This is a genomic window from Pseudoalteromonas sp. 2CM41L (assembly GCF_023161905.1).
GTDB classification, from domain to species: Bacteria; Pseudomonadota; Gammaproteobacteria; order Enterobacterales; family Alteromonadaceae; genus Pseudoalteromonas; species Pseudoalteromonas atlantica.
Window position 1 is genome coordinate 14,980 of the sequence record NZ_JALNTN010000020.1, and the last position, 18,880, is coordinate 33,859.

Sequence of the window (18,880 nt, forward strand, 5' to 3'; positions counted from 1 at the left end):
CTATTTTAAGTTTTTAACTAACCAATATAAATCAGAGTGCACGCCCGCGGCGGTCACTTCTTTGCCCGCCCCTGGGCCTTGTATTACTAAGGCGTTTTCGTTGTACCACTGGCTATTAATAACAAAGATATTATCGCCAGGTGTTAAGTTAGCTAAGGCGTCCCCTTTAGGCGCGTAAGTAATACCTACCTTCGCCGATACTTTACCCTGCTCTAATGCCAGTAAACCGGTATACCTAAGTACAGCATCTTGAGCATTTGCCGCATCGGCATGGTGTTTAATAAACGCATTTAGCTTATCTTTATCCGCTAAAAAGTCACCCCATGAACCTTGGGCTAACTCATCAGGCATTAATGCTTGTAAGCTTATATCATTTAAATCTAATTCAATGCCAAGCTCGCGTGCAAGTATCAGCAATTTACGTTGCATATCGCGGCCCGATAAATCCTCGCGAGGATCAGGCTCTGTAAAGCCCATTTTTTGCGCTTCAAGAACAAGGTCAGAAAATGCCACACTGCCATCGTACTTACTGCATAGCCACGAGAGTGTGCCCGAGAAAACACCTTCAATACGGGTAATTTTATCGCCACTATTTTGTAAATCAGCTAACGCAAAGTTAATTGGCAACCCTGCCCCAACACTGGTGTTGTAGCGCCAATGCAAGTTACGCTCGCTAATACTTTGGCGCAGCGCGTTATACCAATTAGATGCAGCAGTGCCTGCGTACTTGTTAGCACTTATTAAATGGCAGTCTCGCTCAACAAAGTCAGTGTATAATTGGCTAAATTGCTCGCTTGCCGTTATATCAACAACAACTTTGTGCTCGTAATCAAGTTCGTTTAATGCACTTAATAAATCCGCCTGCTCATAAGCAACCGCATTATGCTGCCATTGTTTTTTCCATTGCCCAAGCGTAATACCCGAGGCATTAAATAGCATATGTTGCGAGCGAATTAACCCAACTAGCTTAATACTATAATCGCCCGACAAACGCTTAAATTGAGCATCCAGCTGGCTTAAAAATTCATCGCCTACATTACCTAAGCCAGCCACAACCAGGGCAACTTCTTGGCCTTTATTAATTAATTTTTCGTGCAATAAACTAAGTACATCGCTTTCTATTAACTGATCCGTTAACAGCAATGTATAGCCTGTATCTTGATGAATAAAACGAGGGTGAATACTTTGCTGATTTAAAACCTCAGCCGCTAATGTACTTAGTGTATAAACATCTTGCGTAGGCGCAACCACCGCGCAGCCATTTAAATTAGACTCGCTGATATTTGCTCGCCCAGCAAAATAACTCACTACTTGATGCGTTGCACCTGCGGGCACAACTAAGTATGTATCGCCGTTGTGTATAAAATGATGAAGGCTGTGCTGAATAAGCTGGCTAACATGCGCCACTTCACCCGCGTTAAGGCCTTCAACGAGCAGTAAATCAACGTTTTGTAATGTAGTAATAAACCGTTTTTGCTTAGCTTTGCCTTGTTTTACAATATCGGTAGGGGCAGTTTGCACATCAAAACTACTACGTACAGCCAGTTTAATATTACTGTTTTTTAAAGGCGAAAGCGTTTTAGCATGTAACACAGGGTTACCCAATCGAGCTAATAAGTTAGCTTGTTCACGGCACACCTTGTTGTACTTAATCGCCTTTTCAACTTTACGTGGGTCGGCACTAAATACCCCTGGCGTATCAGTCCAAATACATACATTTTGTGCGTCGCAATAATTAGCCAATAAGGTGGCGCTGTAATCACTGCCATTGCGCCCAAGCGTAACTGTTTTACCATCAGCACTTGCTGCGATAAACCCTGTTACTACGTTAATCTTATTTGCATCAATGACTTGGCTGCATTGCTGTTTATTTTGCGCATGCAAAAGCTCCCCGCTTGTTACACTAAACAGCGCTCTAGCATCATGAGCACACGCTTGAATGTTTAATTGCGCTAAATAGGCTGCTAATAATCGCGCAGACCACAGCTCACCATGCGCCAGTAAGGCTGCCTCTTGCAACTGCTGCTTGCTGGCTTGCTCCGCTACATCACTTAGCTCTTGCGCTAACACAGCTAAAGCCGTGTGTTTAGCACCGGCTTTTAATAACTCTTCAATTAATGCTGTTTGGTGATTACTCAATTGCAGCAAAATATCAGCAACGGCTTGCTTATCTTGTTGTTGATAACTTTGCCACAGCGAAACCAATGTATCGGTGGTTTTACCCGCAGCAGATACAACCACGCAATCGCCAGGCTGTGTGTGGCCAATAATTATTTTTGCCACACTTTGATAACGCTCGCCCGAGCTTAAGCTCGAGCCGCCAAATTTATGTACACTGTTTACCATACTCAATCACCACAACGCTGGATGAGCAGCCTGCTGCTTTACATCACCATTGGCATTGCCTGCAGCTTTACCAACGCGCCCTACATTTTTATTTTGCCCAGGTTTAACTAAGTTAAATACACGTTCAAAATCAGCCAGTAGGTCTTCTACATCTTCAATACCGACCGAAATACGAATTAGCGTATCGCCCACACCCGCCTCTAAACGTGCTTGAGCGTCCATACCTGCGTGAGTCATGGTCGCAGGATGACAAATTAAACTCTCAACTCCACCTAACGATTCTGCTAAGCTAAATTCTTTAAGGCTTGTTAAAAACGCCGCAGCATCATTCACATCGCCTTTAATATCAAAACTAACCATACCACCAAACCCGAGCTGTTGGGCTTTAGCAAGCGCATGTTGAGGATGCGATTCAAGGCCTGGGTAGTAAACTTGGCTAACATACTCAGAGCTTTCTAGGTATTTAGCAATTGCCAGGGCATTTTCTTGGTGCTGTTTTAAACGCACATTTAAAGTACGTAAACCACGTAACGTTAAATAGCTATCAAATGGTGCGCCGGTAATACCAATGTTATTGGCCCACCAAGCAAGCTCATCACCAAGCTCTTGTGTTGCAGCAACAACTGCACCGCCTACAACATCAGAATGGCCGTTTATATATTTAGTGGTTGAGTGCACAACAATATCTACGCCAAACTTAATTGGGTTTTGTAATGCCGGTGATAAAAAGGTGTTATCGGCGGCCACTAATGCACCGCACTGTTTTGCTATATCCGTCACGGCTTTAATATCCGTTAGGCGCAGCACAGGGTTACTTGGTGTTTCTATCCAAATTAATTTAGGTTTAATGGTTAAAATTTGTTCTAGGCTTTCTGGTTTAGTTAAATCAAGTACTTTAAGTTTAAGCAAGCCGCGCTTTTCTAACGACGTAAATAAACGGTAGCTGCCGCCATAACAATCGTGAGGAATAACCAATGTATCATCGTTATTTAATAACTGTGTGGCTAAGTGCACTGCTGCCATGCCCGTAGCAGTAATAATTCCGCGTGCGCCACCTTCAAGCTCTGCTAGAGTGTCAGCTAAAATATCGCGATTAGGATTACCACTGCGTCCATAGTCGTATGCGCGCTTAGTATCAAAATCGGCAAACGAATAAGTCGTCGATAAATAAATTGGCGGTACAACGGCGCCATGATGTTTATCGGCATCAACCCCATTTCGTACAGCAATGGTTGCTTTGTTTTTTTCGCTCATATTCGTCACCTGATTAATTTGGATGTTTAGACGTCTAAAAGAGTAAGTTATCCATTATAATAAGTCAAAGCTTTTAAAGCTCTAGATGGCTAAAAATAACAGATGTGTAAAGCTTCAATGAGGCTGTATTTACTATTACAGCCAGCTTATTAAGATAGATTGCTATCTATTATTTGACTATCTTTTTTAAAACGATAGAATTTCACGCATATTTACACGCTTTTTACGCCGTGTGAGAAATTAATAATCTGAGGCAACGATACATCTTATGGCTAAATGGAATGGTGAGTATATTCACCCATACGCAGAACACGGGAAAAAATCAGAGCAAGTTAAAAAGATCACCGTTTCGATCCCGCTAAATGTATTAAAAGTATTAACTGATGAGCGTACACGTCGTCAAATAAACAACCTGCGTCATGCAACAAACAGCGAGTTACTATGCGAAGCGTTTTTGCATGCCTTTACAGGCCAGCCATTACCTAATGATGATGACCTACGTAAAGATAACGCAGAAAAAGTACCTGAAGAAGTTAAAAAAATAATGCAAGAAATGGGTTTAGAAGTGCCTATTTTAGACGAAGAATAAAACGTCTTTTTAAACAAAAAAACCTCAGCATGCTGAGGTTTTTTTGTTTAAGCGCTATATATTACGCCATATAATTTTCCGGTAAGTCAATTTGTGCTACGCCCGATTCAACAGCAGCAATAGCAACCGCCTTGGCTATACGTGGTAATAAACGCGGGTCCATCGGTTTAGGAATAATGTAATCTGCACCAAATTCGAGCTTTTCTACACCCGCTGCTTTTAATACTTGCTCAGGCACTGGCTCTTTAGCAATACTACGAATAGCTTCAACAGCGGCTATTTTCATTTCATCGTTAATTGCGCTTGCACGTACATCAAGTGCACCACGGAAAATAAACGGGAAACATAAAACATTATTAACTTGGTTAGGGAAATCAGAACGCCCCGTTGCCATAATTAAGTCTTTACGTGCACTGTGCGCAAGCTCAGGTGCAATTTCAGGATCTGGGTTTGAACATGCAAACACCACTGGCTTATCGGCCATTAGTTTTAGATCTTCAGGTGCAAGTAAGTTAGGACCCGATACACCTACAAACACATCAGCATCAGCAATTACATCTTGTAGAGTACGCTTATCTGTATTGTTAGCAAAAAGCTGTTTGTATTCGTTTAAGTCATCGCGGCGAGTATGAATAACCCCTTTGCGGTCTAGCATATAAATATGTTCGCGCAGTGCACCACACTTAATTAACAGCTCCATACAAGCAACCGCTGCTGCGCCTGCACCTAAACATACAATAATGGCATCTTCTATTGATTTGCCCTGCACTTCTAAGGCGTTAAGCATACCTGCCGCAGTTACAATAGCGGTACCGTGTTGGTCATCATGAAAAACCGGAATACTGCAACGCTCAATAAGTGCTTTTTCAATTTCAAAACACTCTGGCGCTTTAATATCTTCTAAGTTAATACCACCAAACGTGTCGGCAATATTAGCCACTGTATTTATAAAGTCTTCGGTGGTGCGATGCTTAACTTCAATATCAATAGAATCTAAGCCAGCAAAACGTTTAAATAAAAGCGCCTTACCTTCCATAACAGGTTTAGAGGCTAATGGCCCCAAATTACCCAAACCTAAAATTGCCGTACCATTACTGATCACCGCAACCATATTACCTTTACCGGTATATTTATATGCATTGGCTGGGTCTGCTGCAATTTCGCGCACAGGCTCTGCAACACCAGGGCTGTATGCTAATGCTAAGTCTTGCACCGTTTCGGCTGGTTTTGTTAGCTCAATGCTGATTTTGCCTGGAACGGGGTGAGAGTGGTAGTGTAATGCTTGTTCACGAAAATCTGACATAACGCGATGGTATCCTGCAATTTAAGTTAAGTGAGAGGGAGTATGGGGCTAAGATACTCTTATTATTTTTAAATTCCAAGCAATATCAGGTCTATCCTGTTATATGCTATATCCGTTAATTTTAAGTGATTTATCAGCAACTTCGCTAAAAGTTATCAATATTAAACAAATAAAAATTCATTCAAAAAGTGCTTTTTGAGGTTCATTTTGCCCTGCCAATATTTTTGTAAAATAGCAGAATATTAAAATAGTAAAATGCACCAATATGGCGCGTTTATCACCGTTAAAAACAAATATCGCCACGATAAGCACTTTTAGCAGCTTGGTTAAAAATTAACGTATAAAAAATATAGAGAAGAATTGTGAGTTTGTCTGCAAAGGTTTATGCATATTCAGAATAAGAACAGGAAATAGTTATGCACACGTAGTACGGCAACAATCGGTAATTTTTTCGTAAAAATGATGAATTTTAGGCACAAAAAAAGCACCCTAAGGTGCTTTTTTTACTAAACAGCAATAATTACTTCTTGCTGCTAAGTGCACCGAAGCGCTTGTTGAAGCGATCAACACGGCCGCCAGTGTCTAAAATCTTTTGCTTACCAGTGTAAAACGGGTGACACGCAGAACATACGTCTAGGTGAATGTCTTTACAAAGAGTAGAACGAGTTTCGAATTTGTTTCCGCATGAACATGTTGCAGAAATTGCTTCGTACTTAGGGTGAATACCTTCTTTCATAGGAACCTCTAGTTAAGGCCGCATCGCTCTCCAAACCCGAAGTCTGGCACCATACGTCGTTAAAACAAATTTATAGGCCGCGGATTTTATCCAACTAGCTTGTCCCGCACAAGCTTTAATTACGCTTTTTGCCAAAAAAGTAACCAACCAGCGCTACCGCATCCATTTGTATGTAGGTTTTTAGCCTTATTTTTAGTACATTAAGCTATTACCCTTTATCACATGAGTTGTTATGCGTTTTGTTGAAGTTGCTATTAAAGTTCCGTTACCACGCACCTTTGATTATAAAATAGATGAACAACTCATCTCGCCCTCGGCGCCTATTATGCCAGGGATGCGTGTTTTAGTGCCTTTTGGCAATCAAAAGAAAGTAGCGGTTGTTCTCGCTCTTAAAACGCATACCGACGTACCAGATAACAAAATTAAAGCGGTTACTGAGGTTATTGACCAAACTCCTATTTTATCATCACAGCATTTAGAACTGCTTAGCTTTACTGCACGCTATTATTGCTATCCGCTCGGCGAAACCATACACATTGCGCTGCCAGGTGCGCTTCGCCAAGGTGAAAACCCAGATAAAACCAGCATTAACATGATTAGCCTTACCGAAAAAGGCGCAAAGGTTCCATCATTAAAAGCGAAAACTCAGCTAAATTTATTAAAGCAACTCGCGCAATCGGGTAAGTCGTCGATAACCGAGCTAAAAGCGCTCGGCTTTAGTAAAAAAACAATAGATGCCTTAATAGGTAAAGAGCTTATAACCCAAAGCATTGAGCATGATAATCAATGGCAAAGCGTTGCGCCCACAGTCGGCACCAAGCCAGTACTAAATAAAGAGCAAGCCGTAGCGTGCACTACAATAAATCAAAGTGTTGGCTTTAAGAGCTTTTTATTAGAAGGTGTGACAGGCAGTGGTAAAACCGAAGTGTATTTACAATGCCTAGAAGAAGTCCTTAAACGTGGCGAGCAAGCCTTAGTGCTGGTGCCTGAAATAGGCTTAACACCACAAACTGTTAACCGATTTCGTCGTCGCTTTCCCGATACGCCAATTATGCTATGGCACTCTGCCCTAACCGATAACGAACGCTTGCAAACATGGCGTTTTTGCGAAAAAGGCAGCTGCGCAATTGTAATAGGTACCCGTTCGAGTATTTTTCTACCTTTTTTAAAGTTAGGAATGATAGTGGTTGATGAAGAGCATGACTCTTCATTTAAACAGCAGGATACTTTACGCTACCACGCACGCGATTTAGCCGCTTATCGGGCATTTCAGCACAAAATACCGCTTATTTTAGGCAGTGCCACCCCTGCGCTCGAAACACTGCACAAAGCTATAAACAACAAATACCAACTTTTAAGCCTTACAGAGCGCGCACAAACTGCGACCGATAATCAGTTTATGTTGCTCGATATGAAAGGCCAGCCCGACCAAGCGGGTATTGCACACGCAAGTCTTGCCACTATGCGCCAACATTTAAACCGTGGTAAGCAAGTTATGGTGTTTTTAAATCGTCGTGGCTTTTCTCCTACGCTAATTTGTCACGAATGCGGGTGGCTGAGTGAGTGTAATCGCTGCAGCACCAGCGCAACCTTTCATAAAGCCATTGGCCAAATGATTTGCCACCACTGTGGAGAGCAACACCCAGTACCTCACCAGTGTCCTGATTGCGGTAGCACACAAATTTTTCCTAACGGTAAAGGCACCGAACAAATTGAAGAATTTTTATCGAGTGAATTCCCCGATACACCCGTAACCCGCATCGACCGCGATTCAACCCGCCGTAAAGGGAGCTTAGAAAAAGCCTTAGAGGAGATAAACCAAGGCGGGGCGCGTATTTTAGTGGGCACACAAATGTTGGCTAAAGGTCATCATTTTGCCGATGTTAGCTTAGTGCTTATATTAGATGTAGATAGCGGCTTGTACTCGTGCGATTTTAGAGCCACAGAGCATTTAGCCCAGCTGGTAACTCAAGTTGCTGGGCGCGCGGGTCGCTCTGGTGAGCCAGGCCAAGTATTACTGCAAACCCACTTTCCTGAACACCCTTTATTGCAGGACTTAGTAAATAATGGCTACCAAGATTTTGCCCGTTTTGCTTTAAGTGAGCGTGATGATGCCGACCTTCCACCCATTACCAATATGGCTATAGTTAGAGCACAAGGGCACAGTATTAAGCTCGTTGTCGATTTTTTGACGGATTTGGTTCCTGTTAACGGTGTATCTGGTATACAATTGCTCGGTCCAATTCCTGCTCCACTAGAAAGAGTGGCGGGTATGTACCGGTTTCAATTGCATATTCAAGCGCAAGACCGCAAAGTATTGCATCAGTATCTTGCGCAAATGGTCGATTATTTAAGCACCAGCAAACTTGCACAAAAAGTGCGCTGGAGTCTTGATGTTGACCCTATAGACATGATTTAGGTTAAAGCCAAATGGCACAGCACGATTATATTAATAAAAAACCAGCGGGTAGAAAAAACACCAAGCAAGCCCCTGCTAAAAAACCATTTCCTATACTTTTAGTTGTTATTACTGTTTTGTTTGTAGGCGGCTTTGCTTACGGCTTATGGTTTATTAAAAATAACGCCGACCCTGAGCTTGTTGAGCAGCAGGCGCACCCTAAAACAGCTGAAAAAGTAGAAATAGCTAAACCTCGCGCTCCTAAGTTCATTGAAGAAATTAAAGAGCACGAGATCCAAGTTGAAGTAAGAGAAATTGAGCAAAAAGGCCCCTATGTTATGCAGTGTGGGTCGTTTAGAACACACGCACAAGCCGAAACCCTCAAAGCTAAAATTGCCTTTGCGGGCTTAATTTCTGAAATTAAAAAGACCACAGGTACTAATGGTGTTTGGTATAAAGTGCGTTTAGGCCCTTATAAAACAAAGCGCCAAGCCGAAAGCGACAAAAACAAACTCAAGCGAGTGCATGTTGTTAGCTGCGGAATTTGGGGCTGGACTTGAAATTAGTCCATTCACCCATATAACCTCATCATAATCGTTTTTTACAAGCTGCCCCCGCAGCTTGATGATGAGGAATAACATGACCACTATCGTAAGTGTACGCCGCGACAATAAAGTAGTAATTGGTGGCGACGGCCAAGTTTCACTTGGTAATACCGTAATGAAGGGCAACGCCCGTAAAGTTCGACGCCTTTATAATGGCAAAGTAATTGCTGGTTTTGCCGGCGGTACTGCTGATGCCTTTACCCTTTTCGAACGCTTTGAAAGCAAACTAGAAATGCACCAAGGTAACCTCACTAAAGCCGCTGTAGAAATGGCCAAAGACTGGCGTAGCGACAGAGCTTTACGCAAGCTTGAGGCACTCCTTGCGGTTGCAGATGAAACTGCTTCACTAATTATCACCGGCAATGGTGATGTAGTGCAGCCAGAAAACGATTTAATTGCTATTGGTAGCGGTGGTAACTTTGCTCAATCAGCAGCCACTGCCCTATTAGAAAACACCGATTTAAGCGCTCGCGATATCGTAGAAAAAAGCCTGACCATTGCTGGCAACATCTGTGTATTTACCAACAACTTCCAAACAATCGAAGAATTATAATAGGACCCATTATGTCTGCTATGACCCCAAGAGAAATTGTACACGAGTTAGATCAGCATATTATTGGTCAAGCTAATGCTAAAAAAGCCGTGGCTATTGCCCTGCGTAATCGCTGGCGCCGTATGCAACTAAACGATGACTTACGCAGCGAAGTAACCCCTAAAAACATTTTAATGATTGGCCCAACCGGTGTCGGTAAAACTGAAATTGCCCGCCGTTTAGCTAAACTCGCTAATGCGCCTTTTATTAAAGTAGAGGCGACTAAATTTACTGAAGTGGGTTATGTTGGTAAAGAAGTAGAGACTATCATTCGCGATTTAGTTGATGTATCAATTAAAATGACCCGCGAGCAACAAACTAAAAAGTTTAAACACCGTGCAGAAGAAGCAGCAGAAGAGCGTATTTTAGATGCACTTTTACCACCGGCTAAAGATCAATACGGTGAAACGCAGCGCGATGACAACTCATCTACTCGTCAAACATTCCGTAAAAAATTACGCGAAGGCCAGCTTGATGATAAAGAAATAGAAATAGATCTAGCGCAAGCACAGCCAAATGTAGAGATTATGGCGCCTCCTGGTATGGAAGATATGACCAACCAGCTGCAAAGCATGTTCCAAAACATGGGTGGCGACAAACGTACTAAGCGTAAGTTAAAAATTAAAGAAGCCTTTAAGTTATTAACCGAAGAAGAAGCCGCTAAATTAGTTAACCCTGAAGAGCTAAAAGAGCAGGCTATTTTTGCAGTAGAGCAAAACGGCATTGTGTTTATTGATGAAATAGACAAAATTTGTAAGCGTGGCGATTCGTCAGGCCCAGATGTTAGCCGTGAAGGTGTACAACGCGACCTACTTCCACTAATTGAAGGCTCAACCGTTAATACTAAGCACGGTATGGTGAAAACAGACCACATGCTATTTATTGCATCGGGTGCGTTCCAAATGGCTAAACCATCAGACATGATCCCTGAGCTACAAGGTCGTTTACCTATTCGTGTAGAGCTTGAAGCACTAAGTGCTAATGACTTTAAACGAATTCTTACCGAGCCACATGCTTCCCTTACTGAGCAGCAACGTGAATTGCTTAAAACTGAGCAAGTAAATGTTGAGTTTAACGATGATGCAATAGAGCGCATTGCTAAAGCCGCTTGGCAGGTAAACGAGAAAACCGAAAACATTGGTGCTCGTCGCTTACATACGGTAATGGAAAAGCTAATGGAAGAAATTTCATACGATGCATCTGAACAAGCAGGCTCTACCCTTACTATTGATGCCGCTTATGTAGAAAAACATTTAGGCGCATTAGTTGAAGATGAAGATTTAAGCCGCTTTATTTTATAAGGTAGGCGAAAATACTATACTAAAAGCCTCCATGTTGGGGGCTTTTTAATGGGATATATAAAATGAAACACGTAACAAAAGTGCATTATCATAGCGTGAGTAAAAACCTAGATGTTTACTTTGATGATGACAGTATGGCTGTATTTAGCTGCGAGTTTTTACGCGTTCACTCTCCCTCGGCCGAAGTGCAAGGGCATGGTGCAGAGCCAATGAAGTTGGTACTTAATAAACAACATGTTGGTATAAAAAAGATTGTACCGGTGGGGCATTACGCACTGAGATTAGACTTTGATGATGGCCATAACAGCGGGCTATTTAGCTGGAGCTACTTTGAAACACTACAAGCGCAGCACGAAACCTTGTGGGATAAATACCAAGCGCGTCTTGCCGAGCACGAACAAAACAAAGATAGCGTACCAATAAAGTTTGTTCCCTAAACCTTATTGGCTTTTTAAACGCTACACTGTATTACACTTTAAATTTATCAATAGCCGCAAATAATACGCGCGCTTGTTCAGAGACTTCTTCACTGGTTTGCGCATTATTAACTGCATGCTCAGAGGCATCTTGGGCAATGTCTCTAATGCGTACTACATTTTTGTTCACCTCTGATGCCACCTGACTTTGCTCATCAATAGCAACGGCAATTTGAGTACTCATTTCCATTATGGTTTGCACATCTTCGGTAATAGCACCCAGTAAATCACCCGCTTTAATAGCTTGTGAAGCACTTTCATCACCTTGCGAGCGACATTGATGCATAATACTTACTACCTCTTGCGTGCGCTGCTGAAGCGTATTAATAATGCCTTCAATTTCACTGGTAGACTCTTGTGTACGTTGCGCAAGCGAGCGTACTTCATCCGCCACAACAGCAAATCCTCGCCCTTGCTCCCCAGCACGAGCGGCTTCTATCGCGGCATTCAATGCGAGTAAATTGGTTTGCTCTGCAATGCCTCTGATTACATCGAGCACAGAACCTATGGTTTCACCGTCTTTTTCAAGTTGCGATACCACACTTGATGCGTTACCTAACGACGAAGATAAATCGCGTATGTGCTTAACCGTAGAGTCTACTTCATTACGCCCTTGCTGCGCGCTTAGATTGGTTGACTCTGCTTTTTTAGCAGCAGCTTCGGTATTATGAGAAATATCTTGAATCGTTGCCTGCATTTGCGTAGCCGCAGTGGCAACCATATCCGCTTCGTGTAACTGCTCTTGCATGCCTGAACTTGTTGCAGAGGTACTTTCAGATAAGTGCTCTGTTGCCACATTTAACGTATTAAGCGCGGTATTCACTTCGTTTATGAGGTTTTTAAAATCGCCTATTAAACTATTAAAGTCCGACGTCATAATGGTAACTTCATCATTACCTGTTTGCTCTATCATTACGCTTAAGTCGTTATTACGGCGTATGTCGTTTATGGTGTGATATACCCGCTCAATAGGCACAATAATTGAGTGGCTAGTAAAGTACACCAGCGCCAACACTATAATCCCCGAAATAACAAATACAACGATGGCAATAAACTGCGCTTGGTCAACGCTTTTCTCAACTTCCAGCTTGGTTGACTCAACAATTTGACCAACAACCTGATCGCTTTTTTCTACGTTAATACGCATAACGCCTAGTGCACCAGAGTCTAAATCTAGCCCTAACTGCGTTTGTGCCTTTACAAGATTTTGAAAAGCACTTTGATACGTATCTATTAAAGGGCTTATTTGCGACTTATAACTACTTTGCAAATCAGCTTGGGTAATTTTTTGTTTAAACGTACTAATAAGTTCGTTAAAGCGAGTTAAGTATTTTGCATCAAAGCGCAGCATAAAATCTTTCTCAGCGCGTCGCAGCTGTAGCATTGCCGATAAAAGCTCAAAGTTATCTTGCTCTTTTAATAGCACCTCAACTTCGTGCACTGCAGTTCTGAGCTTGCCATACAACCCATCTTTAGGGTTTAAACCTATCTGTTGCTGTAACCTAACAACCTCTGAAAAATTGTTGTTGTAGTTAGTAATAAGCGTATGAAAATGCTCAATTTGCGCTGTGGTAATGCCCTGCTGTTGCATTACCTCCTGCAGCTTTTTGATTTTAGTGCTTAGCTGTTTAAAATCCTTATCAAATGATGTAAGTGCTTCCTGCTGCTTGTAAAAAAGAAAGTTTTTTTCATGCTTTCTAAGCTCTAGTGCATGTACGTTGAGCTCTTCTGCAAGCTGAATTGTTTTATTCAGATTGAGTGTTACGCGTGACTCATAAATTATCACACACAACAAAATGACCATTGCCAGACCGACTACCACTGCATTAAGTTGCAAACGCCTTTTAATGGTTAAGTTTTGTAAAAAATTCATTGAAAACACCTATATTTAATATGCACTAATAGTGTAGTACGTTCTGGCGCTTTATATTGAACTTTTTATTAACTTTTTATACATATAACTCATGCTTTTAGATTAACACTCCCCCATAAATCTTTATGCAATGAGTGAGTGTCATGCCACTGTTTATTAAGTAGCCATTTAACCAAAGGGGCAGGATCACTGGGAAAATTAATTTGTTTGTTTTGCGGGGCACTATTCCAATCATCCAGCGCTTGCGGGTTTAAATAATTCATTACATGGGCCATTTTCATCGCCCGCAATGTTTGTGCATTTGCATCTTGTTCAAACTGACCATCAAGAGGTTTAAGTAATAATTTTTTCCCAAGCTTTAAGGCCTCACTTGCCAGCTCAAAGCCTGCATTACCAATTACGCCACTGGTATTTGCTAAGTCGTTTAAAAACCCCGCTCGTGAAGGAGTGCGCAAATGAATATGCCCAAGGGATTTATCCTGCGCATGCGGGTGGTAACAGTAAAACTCTTTTTCTGGGAAGTCCTTTAAATAATCAATAATGTTGTCGAGGTTCTCAAAGGGTAAATACACCAGCACTTTATTCATAACGGCGACAGGATTGCCATGGTCATGGTTTGCAATAAAGGGCGGTATAATATTATCTGCAAAGGGCTGCCAATGTACGCCTAAATAGGTGCTTGCTGGCGCGTAGTGCTTAATGAGAGATTTTCTAAATAAACCGCGGCCAAACATAGGCACGCTATTAGATAAAAAGGCCGCCTGGTGACTAATACCAACTACAGGCACGCCTGCACGCTTTGCAGCCCAAGCTGAAATAGGCTCAAAGTCATTTAAGACAAAATCGTATTTTTTTACATTAAATGATTTTATATCGTTAACTAACTTACACACACGGGCATTTTTTAATGTTTGATAGCTTTTTACTTGGCCATTTTTAGTGCTAAACGATAACCCTCGAAACGTTTTGTAATCAGCAAAGTCCTGCATATCAAAGTAGTCTTTTTCAGGGCGCCCTGAAAAAACGTAATCTACATCTATACCTAACTCTTTAAAACAACTTGCCATAACACGGGCGCGCGTAATGTGGCCATTACCTGTGCCTTGTATGCCGTATAATATCTTCATACAGGCACCACCAAAGCAAGCGCAAATAGACCACATGAACTGCCAATAACAGCGCCAATTATTATATCTGCCGGAAAATGTACGCCTAATACTACGCGAGAAACCGCCACCCCCGATGCCCAACTAAACCAAAGCCACGCATACTCTGCAAAAAAGTGACTCAATATTACCGCAACTAAAAATGCTGCTGCACTGTGTCCCGAAGGCAAACTAAATTTGTCACTAGGCACAATATACGCATTACTGACTAAGCAATCACAGGGGCGGATTCGGCCAAAGCTACGTTTTGCTAAAAAATAAATAGGCCTTTCAATTGCAAACCCCAGTAACACCGATATTGGCAATAACTGATGCTGCTCATTGGTACTTAGCCACCAAACAGCGCCACACATAAGTAAATATAAACCACCATTACCACTTTTAGATAAACCAAGCGCAGCCGTTTTCAGCCATTTGGGTGAATTATAATTAAACAGAGTTAAAAAGAGTTGTTCATCCATTTGAGCCATTTTTTTAAGCACGTTATTGTCGTTCATTATTTACCCTTAGCTGCACAATATCTAACCATAGTTAAAGCTTAGTGGCAGAAAATAACAATTGAGTGACGCTTTTAAGACACTATTGTTGCCATTTCTAATTTCGGCATTTTTTGAATAAATTTACTGCTATTAAGTCGTTGTTATTGCATATAAGGAGGGTATACTGAGGGTAACTTATGTACCCTTTGAGGATAAAATAATGGATTACAGCACTTCTGACTTATGTGACTTTTTTGCCGATGTGGTTGACGTGCTTGAACCGATGTTCATCAACTTTGGTGGTCGACACACGTTTGGCGGCCGAATTAAAACGGTTAAATGTTTTGAAAATAATGAACTGATCCGTGAAATACTCTCACAAGACGGTACTGATCAAGTACTACTTATCGATGGTGGTGGCTCAACACGACGCGCCCTTATCGACATTGAACTTGCAGAGCTTGCGCTTGATAACAACTGGAACGGCATTATTGTATTTGGTGCTGTGCGTCATGTAGATGAGTTAGAAGAAATTGATTTAGGTATTCAAGCGATTGCATCAATTCCTGTGGCCGCCGACAGCGAAGGCGCTGGTGAAGATGGCATTGGCGTTAACTTTGCTGGTGTGTCGTTTTTTGATGACGATTTTATCTATGCAGATAGTACTGGCATTGTATTATCAGCAGAAGAACTTGAACTAGAAGTTATCGAAGAATAAAGTAACAAGCAGTGCTCAATAGAGCACTGCTTACGCCACCACGAATAATTTTTGCTGCTCAACACGGATTCAACACAGTGCACCCTACCTTAAAAGTGTATGATGAAAACGCCGTTAAACCCTATTGCTCCACACGCGTTAACGAAACAAAAACTTGGCAGTCTGTTGCCCTATTAGACACCCATGTAAATGTACAACAAGCCCTTAACGATGCAGCGCAATTTGGTATTCGCTACGTATTACTTGGTATATGTGAAGATATAGGCCCTCGCGCTAATTTAGGCAATGGCGGCTCACATCAAGCTTGGCCCGCTTTTTTACAATACTTTTTGAACCAACCAGTTAACCAGTTTAACGCGACCCAGCAGGTATTGCTGTTAGGCGAAATTGACGTTGATGATGTAATGGCGCAAGCGCAAGGCTTAAATAACCAGCATGCTGAAGAGCTGGCCCAACTACGCAAACTATGCGCAACAATAGATGAGCGAGTAGAGGCGGTATTAACGCTTATATTTAATGCGGGCCTTGAGCCTATTATTATCGGCGGTGGGCACAATAATAGCTTTGGCATACTCAGTGCTTTAAGCAAACATAGTGGGGCTTCAGTTAACGCTATAAATTTTGATCCCCATGCAGATTTACGGCCTTGCGAAGGTCGCCACAGCGGCAATGGTTTTAGCTATGCTTTGAGGAACAATGCATTGCAGCAATATCATATTATTGGCCTGCATGAGCAAAAAAATAACCAAGCCATTTTTGACTTAATCGCGCAAAATCAATGTAGTTTTCACAGCTATCAAGCTATTAATATACGCCGAGAAATATCACTAACCAATGCCGTACAGCACGCCTTAGCAGCGTTTAATAATGCGCCACTTGGTATTGAACTCGACTTAGACAGTATTTCATTTTTACCGGCCAGCGCGTATACATGCTGCGGCTTTAGCGTTAGTGATGCTGAGCATTATGTGTATTTAACAGCAAAACACAGCACTGCCCGCTACCTACATTTGTGTGAAGCTGCACCGCTAAATCACCCAGCTGGGTTAACAGCAGGTATGCAAAGCTGTGGGCAAATTATTAGTGCATTAGTTAATGCCTACTTACATGCAAAAACGCGTTACTTGTAATTAGCTTAATTAATCGCTGCATTTTTTAAGGGCGCAGAATTGCCTTACTAGCTTAGCTAAAATGGTGAGTTAATTGAGCTTACTATTGGCAGGTGTATAACTCACTTTTGCACGCTATACGCTCATAAGTGAGTAATTCTATCGCAGCTAATTGCAGAATTTTCCTTACAAAATAATTATTGCAGCTTGGCAAAACTTATTGAGTTTGGTGAGCCTGCCACTGCTTTAGCCAACTCATTAAGCCAATGCTGCTTAACGGGTGGCCAAAATAATAACCTTGTGCTGCGTGCGCTTTTAAACTTTTTACAAACTTTAATTGGTCTAAGGTTTCAACGCCCTCAAAAATAACCTTGGTATTTTGTTGGTTATGCATTTCAACCATACCGCCTACTAGGCTGCGAATATTATTTTGATTGCTAAAATCTGCAGTAAGCGATGGCGCCACCTTAATGTATTCAACAGCTAGATTTGGCAGCTTAGAAAGAACAATGGGGTTATCGCCTAGCCCATCAACGCATATTTTTAAACCTATATTATTTAATCGGGCAATCATCGCACGGCCCTTATTATCTAAATCTGTGAATATATGCAGCGGGCATTCAACAATTAAATCTCCGTGTTGTAAGTTGTGCTCACTTACCACGCTATCTACAAACTCAACAAACTCTTCGTTAAGCATTTCGGGGCCGAATAAGTTAATGCTCAGCGGTATAGCAATCCCCTCTATGCGAAGTGCCATGGCAAGCTCTGCGGCCCGCTCTATAACAAACTTAGCCAGTGGGTAAGCTAAACCCGCAATATGAATATCATCAATAAACCGGTGGGCAGATAAAATACCTTGTTGAGGGTGCTGCCAACGCAACAGAAGCTCTAAAAACTCAATTTGGCCGTCGTCATTGCGAATAATAGGCTGAAAATAAAGTTCAAGCTCGCTTACAAAATCAATATTAGCCAGCTCTTTTAAACGGGCTTGCTGCTCAAGTTGCTCAACCATCATTTGTTGATGGTACACAACCACCGCTTTTTTAGGCTGACTATCAAGGGCTAAATATGCACACGATACTAAGTTATCAAAGTTAGCGTCTTGCTCATCGCAATTAACGTAACTCGCCCTTGCTTTTACCTCTACGGTACAATTAGCGACGTTAAACGGTTTAAGTGTTGCGCCAATAATTTGCTCAATGATGTGTTCATGGCTATGTTTGTGCACAGCTAAGCTGCAAATAAAGGCAAAGTTAAGACCGCCTAAATGCGCCAATTTTTCTTGGCCACCTAAATCAATCACATTGTCGTTATTTAGTAAGTCTTTTATTCTGTTGGCCGATTGAGCCAAAAGCAAATCACCAAAATCTCTGCCTATGTGCTGATTAACTTGCTCAAACCCTTCTAGACGAACAATCACCAGTGCTGCTTCTAGCTGTTTTTCTTCACACCAGCTGTAATAGCCTTGGCGTAATTGCTGTTTATCTGCAAATGCAGCAAGAGGAGAGTTATCTTGGTACGGTTCAGGCTCATTAATGTTATGCGAATCTTCAACTTTGAGCTCTTCTTCCTCGCTCATTAGTCCTACAACCGCTAGCAGAATAATAGCCACCACCACCCAAAATAGGGGCACATCCATAAGTAAATGCGCTGAAAACAACACCACAAATAGCAACCCTGAAACGGCACTTGTGATAATCATGCTCCAACTATTACGCTCAAACGCTTGCCATAAATGAAAGCAAAAACCAAAAGCGAGCAAGATTGCTAACCAAGCAGCCCCGCTACTTAAAATGGCTAAACCGACAGCGCCTGTACATAAGTAACTAAATTTAATACTGGTATTTTTAACCGCAAATAACGTAGCGACCATCGCCATTAACAGCGCGCCGCTAAAAAATATTGGAAAGTTACTGTCAGTCAAAATACTCA

The 18,880-nt window shown here is 41.9% G+C and carries 16 protein-coding genes; 8 read left to right on the forward strand and 8 right to left on the reverse strand.

What is annotated here, in order from left to right:
• A complete protein-coding gene (gene metL, locus MTF64_RS17870) occupies positions 1-2,346 on the reverse strand; it encodes a bifunctional aspartate kinase/homoserine dehydrogenase II (RefSeq protein ID WP_248452202.1) in 2,346 nt (781 codons plus the stop codon).
• A gap of 6 nt (positions 2,347-2,352) precedes the next feature.
• Positions 2,353-3,600 (reverse strand): cystathionine gamma-synthase, encoded by a 1,248-nt coding sequence (gene metB / locus MTF64_RS17875; protein ID WP_248443248.1) that lies wholly within the window; start codon positions 3,598-3,600, stop codon positions 2,353-2,355.
• A gap of 268 nt (positions 3,601-3,868) precedes the next feature.
• Between metB and metJ the strand changes: the two genes are divergently transcribed.
• Complete coding sequence (gene metJ / locus MTF64_RS17880) at positions 3,869-4,189, forward strand: met regulon transcriptional regulator MetJ (protein WP_004589341.1); 321 nt, start codon at positions 3,869-3,871, stop codon at positions 4,187-4,189.
• Positions 4,190-4,250: 61 nt separating this feature from the next.
• Here metJ and MTF64_RS17885 read toward each other — a convergent pair whose 3' ends face one another.
• Positions 4,251-5,492, reverse strand: coding sequence for a malic enzyme-like NAD(P)-binding protein (locus MTF64_RS17885; RefSeq protein ID WP_029771819.1), 1,242 nt, complete (start codon positions 5,490-5,492; stop codon positions 4,251-4,253).
• 520 nt (positions 5,493-6,012) lie between these two features.
• On the reverse strand, positions 6,013-6,228 hold the full coding sequence (rpmE, locus tag MTF64_RS17890) for a 50S ribosomal protein L31 (RefSeq protein ID WP_004589339.1): 216 nt from the start codon (positions 6,226-6,228) through the stop codon (positions 6,013-6,015).
• A 232-nt stretch (positions 6,229-6,460) separates the two neighbouring features.
• On the opposite strand from rpmE, the gene priA reads away from it, so the two are divergent.
• From priA to MTF64_RS17915, 5 genes are all read left to right on the forward strand, one after another.
• On the forward strand, positions 6,461-8,647 hold the full coding sequence (gene priA / locus MTF64_RS17895; protein ID WP_248452204.1) for a primosomal protein N': 2,187 nt from the start codon (positions 6,461-6,463) through the stop codon (positions 8,645-8,647).
• Positions 8,648-8,658: 11 nt separating this feature from the next.
• On the forward strand, positions 8,659-9,186 hold the full coding sequence (locus MTF64_RS17900) for an SPOR domain-containing protein (protein ID WP_248452208.1): 528 nt from the start codon (positions 8,659-8,661) through the stop codon (positions 9,184-9,186).
• A gap of 79 nt (positions 9,187-9,265) precedes the next feature.
• Entirely contained in the window at positions 9,266-9,784 is a 519-nt protein-coding gene (gene hslV / locus MTF64_RS17905) for an ATP-dependent protease subunit HslV (RefSeq protein WP_004589336.1), read from the forward strand.
• Positions 9,785-9,795: 11 nt separating this feature from the next.
• The gene (gene hslU, locus MTF64_RS17910) at positions 9,796-11,124 is read left to right on the forward strand and encodes an HslU--HslV peptidase ATPase subunit (RefSeq protein WP_004589335.1); all 1,329 of its coding nucleotides are present in this window, start codon (positions 9,796-9,798) and stop codon (positions 11,122-11,124) included.
• Between the two features lie 62 nt (positions 11,125-11,186).
• Positions 11,187-11,561 carry a gamma-butyrobetaine hydroxylase-like domain-containing protein gene (locus MTF64_RS17915; protein ID WP_004589334.1) on the forward strand — a complete coding sequence of 125 codons (375 nt, stop codon included), beginning with the start codon at positions 11,187-11,189 and terminating at the stop codon, positions 11,559-11,561.
• Between the two features lie 31 nt (positions 11,562-11,592).
• Here MTF64_RS17915 and MTF64_RS17920 read toward each other — a convergent pair whose 3' ends face one another.
• The 3 genes from MTF64_RS17920 to MTF64_RS17930 all read right to left on the reverse strand — a co-directional run bounded on the left by MTF64_RS17920 (position 11,593) and on the right by MTF64_RS17930 (position 15,136).
• A complete protein-coding gene (locus MTF64_RS17920; RefSeq protein WP_004589333.1) occupies positions 11,593-13,473 on the reverse strand; it encodes a methyl-accepting chemotaxis protein in 1,881 nt (626 codons plus the stop codon).
• Between the two features lie 89 nt (positions 13,474-13,562).
• Positions 13,563-14,600 (reverse strand): MJ1255/VC2487 family glycosyltransferase, encoded by a 1,038-nt coding sequence (locus MTF64_RS17925; RefSeq protein WP_024031313.1) that lies wholly within the window; start codon positions 14,598-14,600, stop codon positions 13,563-13,565.
• On the reverse strand, positions 14,597-15,136 hold the full coding sequence (locus tag MTF64_RS17930; protein ID WP_029771744.1) for a phosphatase PAP2 family protein: 540 nt from the start codon (positions 15,134-15,136) through the stop codon (positions 14,597-14,599). Before MTF64_RS17930 ends, MTF64_RS17925 begins: the two co-directional genes overlap by 4 nt.
• 202 nt (positions 15,137-15,338) lie before the next feature.
• Here MTF64_RS17930 and rraA point away from each other — a divergent pair, with 202 nt between their 5' ends.
• Together rraA and MTF64_RS17940 are read left to right on the forward strand one after the other, a co-directional pair.
• Positions 15,339-15,836: a ribonuclease E activity regulator RraA gene (gene rraA, locus MTF64_RS17935; protein ID WP_004589330.1), complete on the forward strand. Its 498-nt coding sequence runs from the start codon at positions 15,339-15,341 to the stop codon at positions 15,834-15,836.
• Positions 15,837-15,913: 77 nt separating this feature from the next.
• Positions 15,914-16,966, forward strand: coding sequence for a formimidoylglutamase (locus tag MTF64_RS17940; RefSeq protein WP_248452210.1), 1,053 nt, complete (start codon positions 15,914-15,916; stop codon positions 16,964-16,966).
• Between the two features lie 196 nt (positions 16,967-17,162).
• Here MTF64_RS17940 and MTF64_RS17945 read toward each other — a convergent pair whose 3' ends face one another.
• Positions 17,163-18,827 carry a GGDEF domain-containing phosphodiesterase gene (locus tag MTF64_RS17945; RefSeq protein WP_248452235.1) on the reverse strand — a complete coding sequence of 555 codons (1,665 nt, stop codon included), beginning with the start codon at positions 18,825-18,827 and terminating at the stop codon, positions 17,163-17,165.
• Positions 18,828-18,880: the final 53 nt, after the last annotated feature.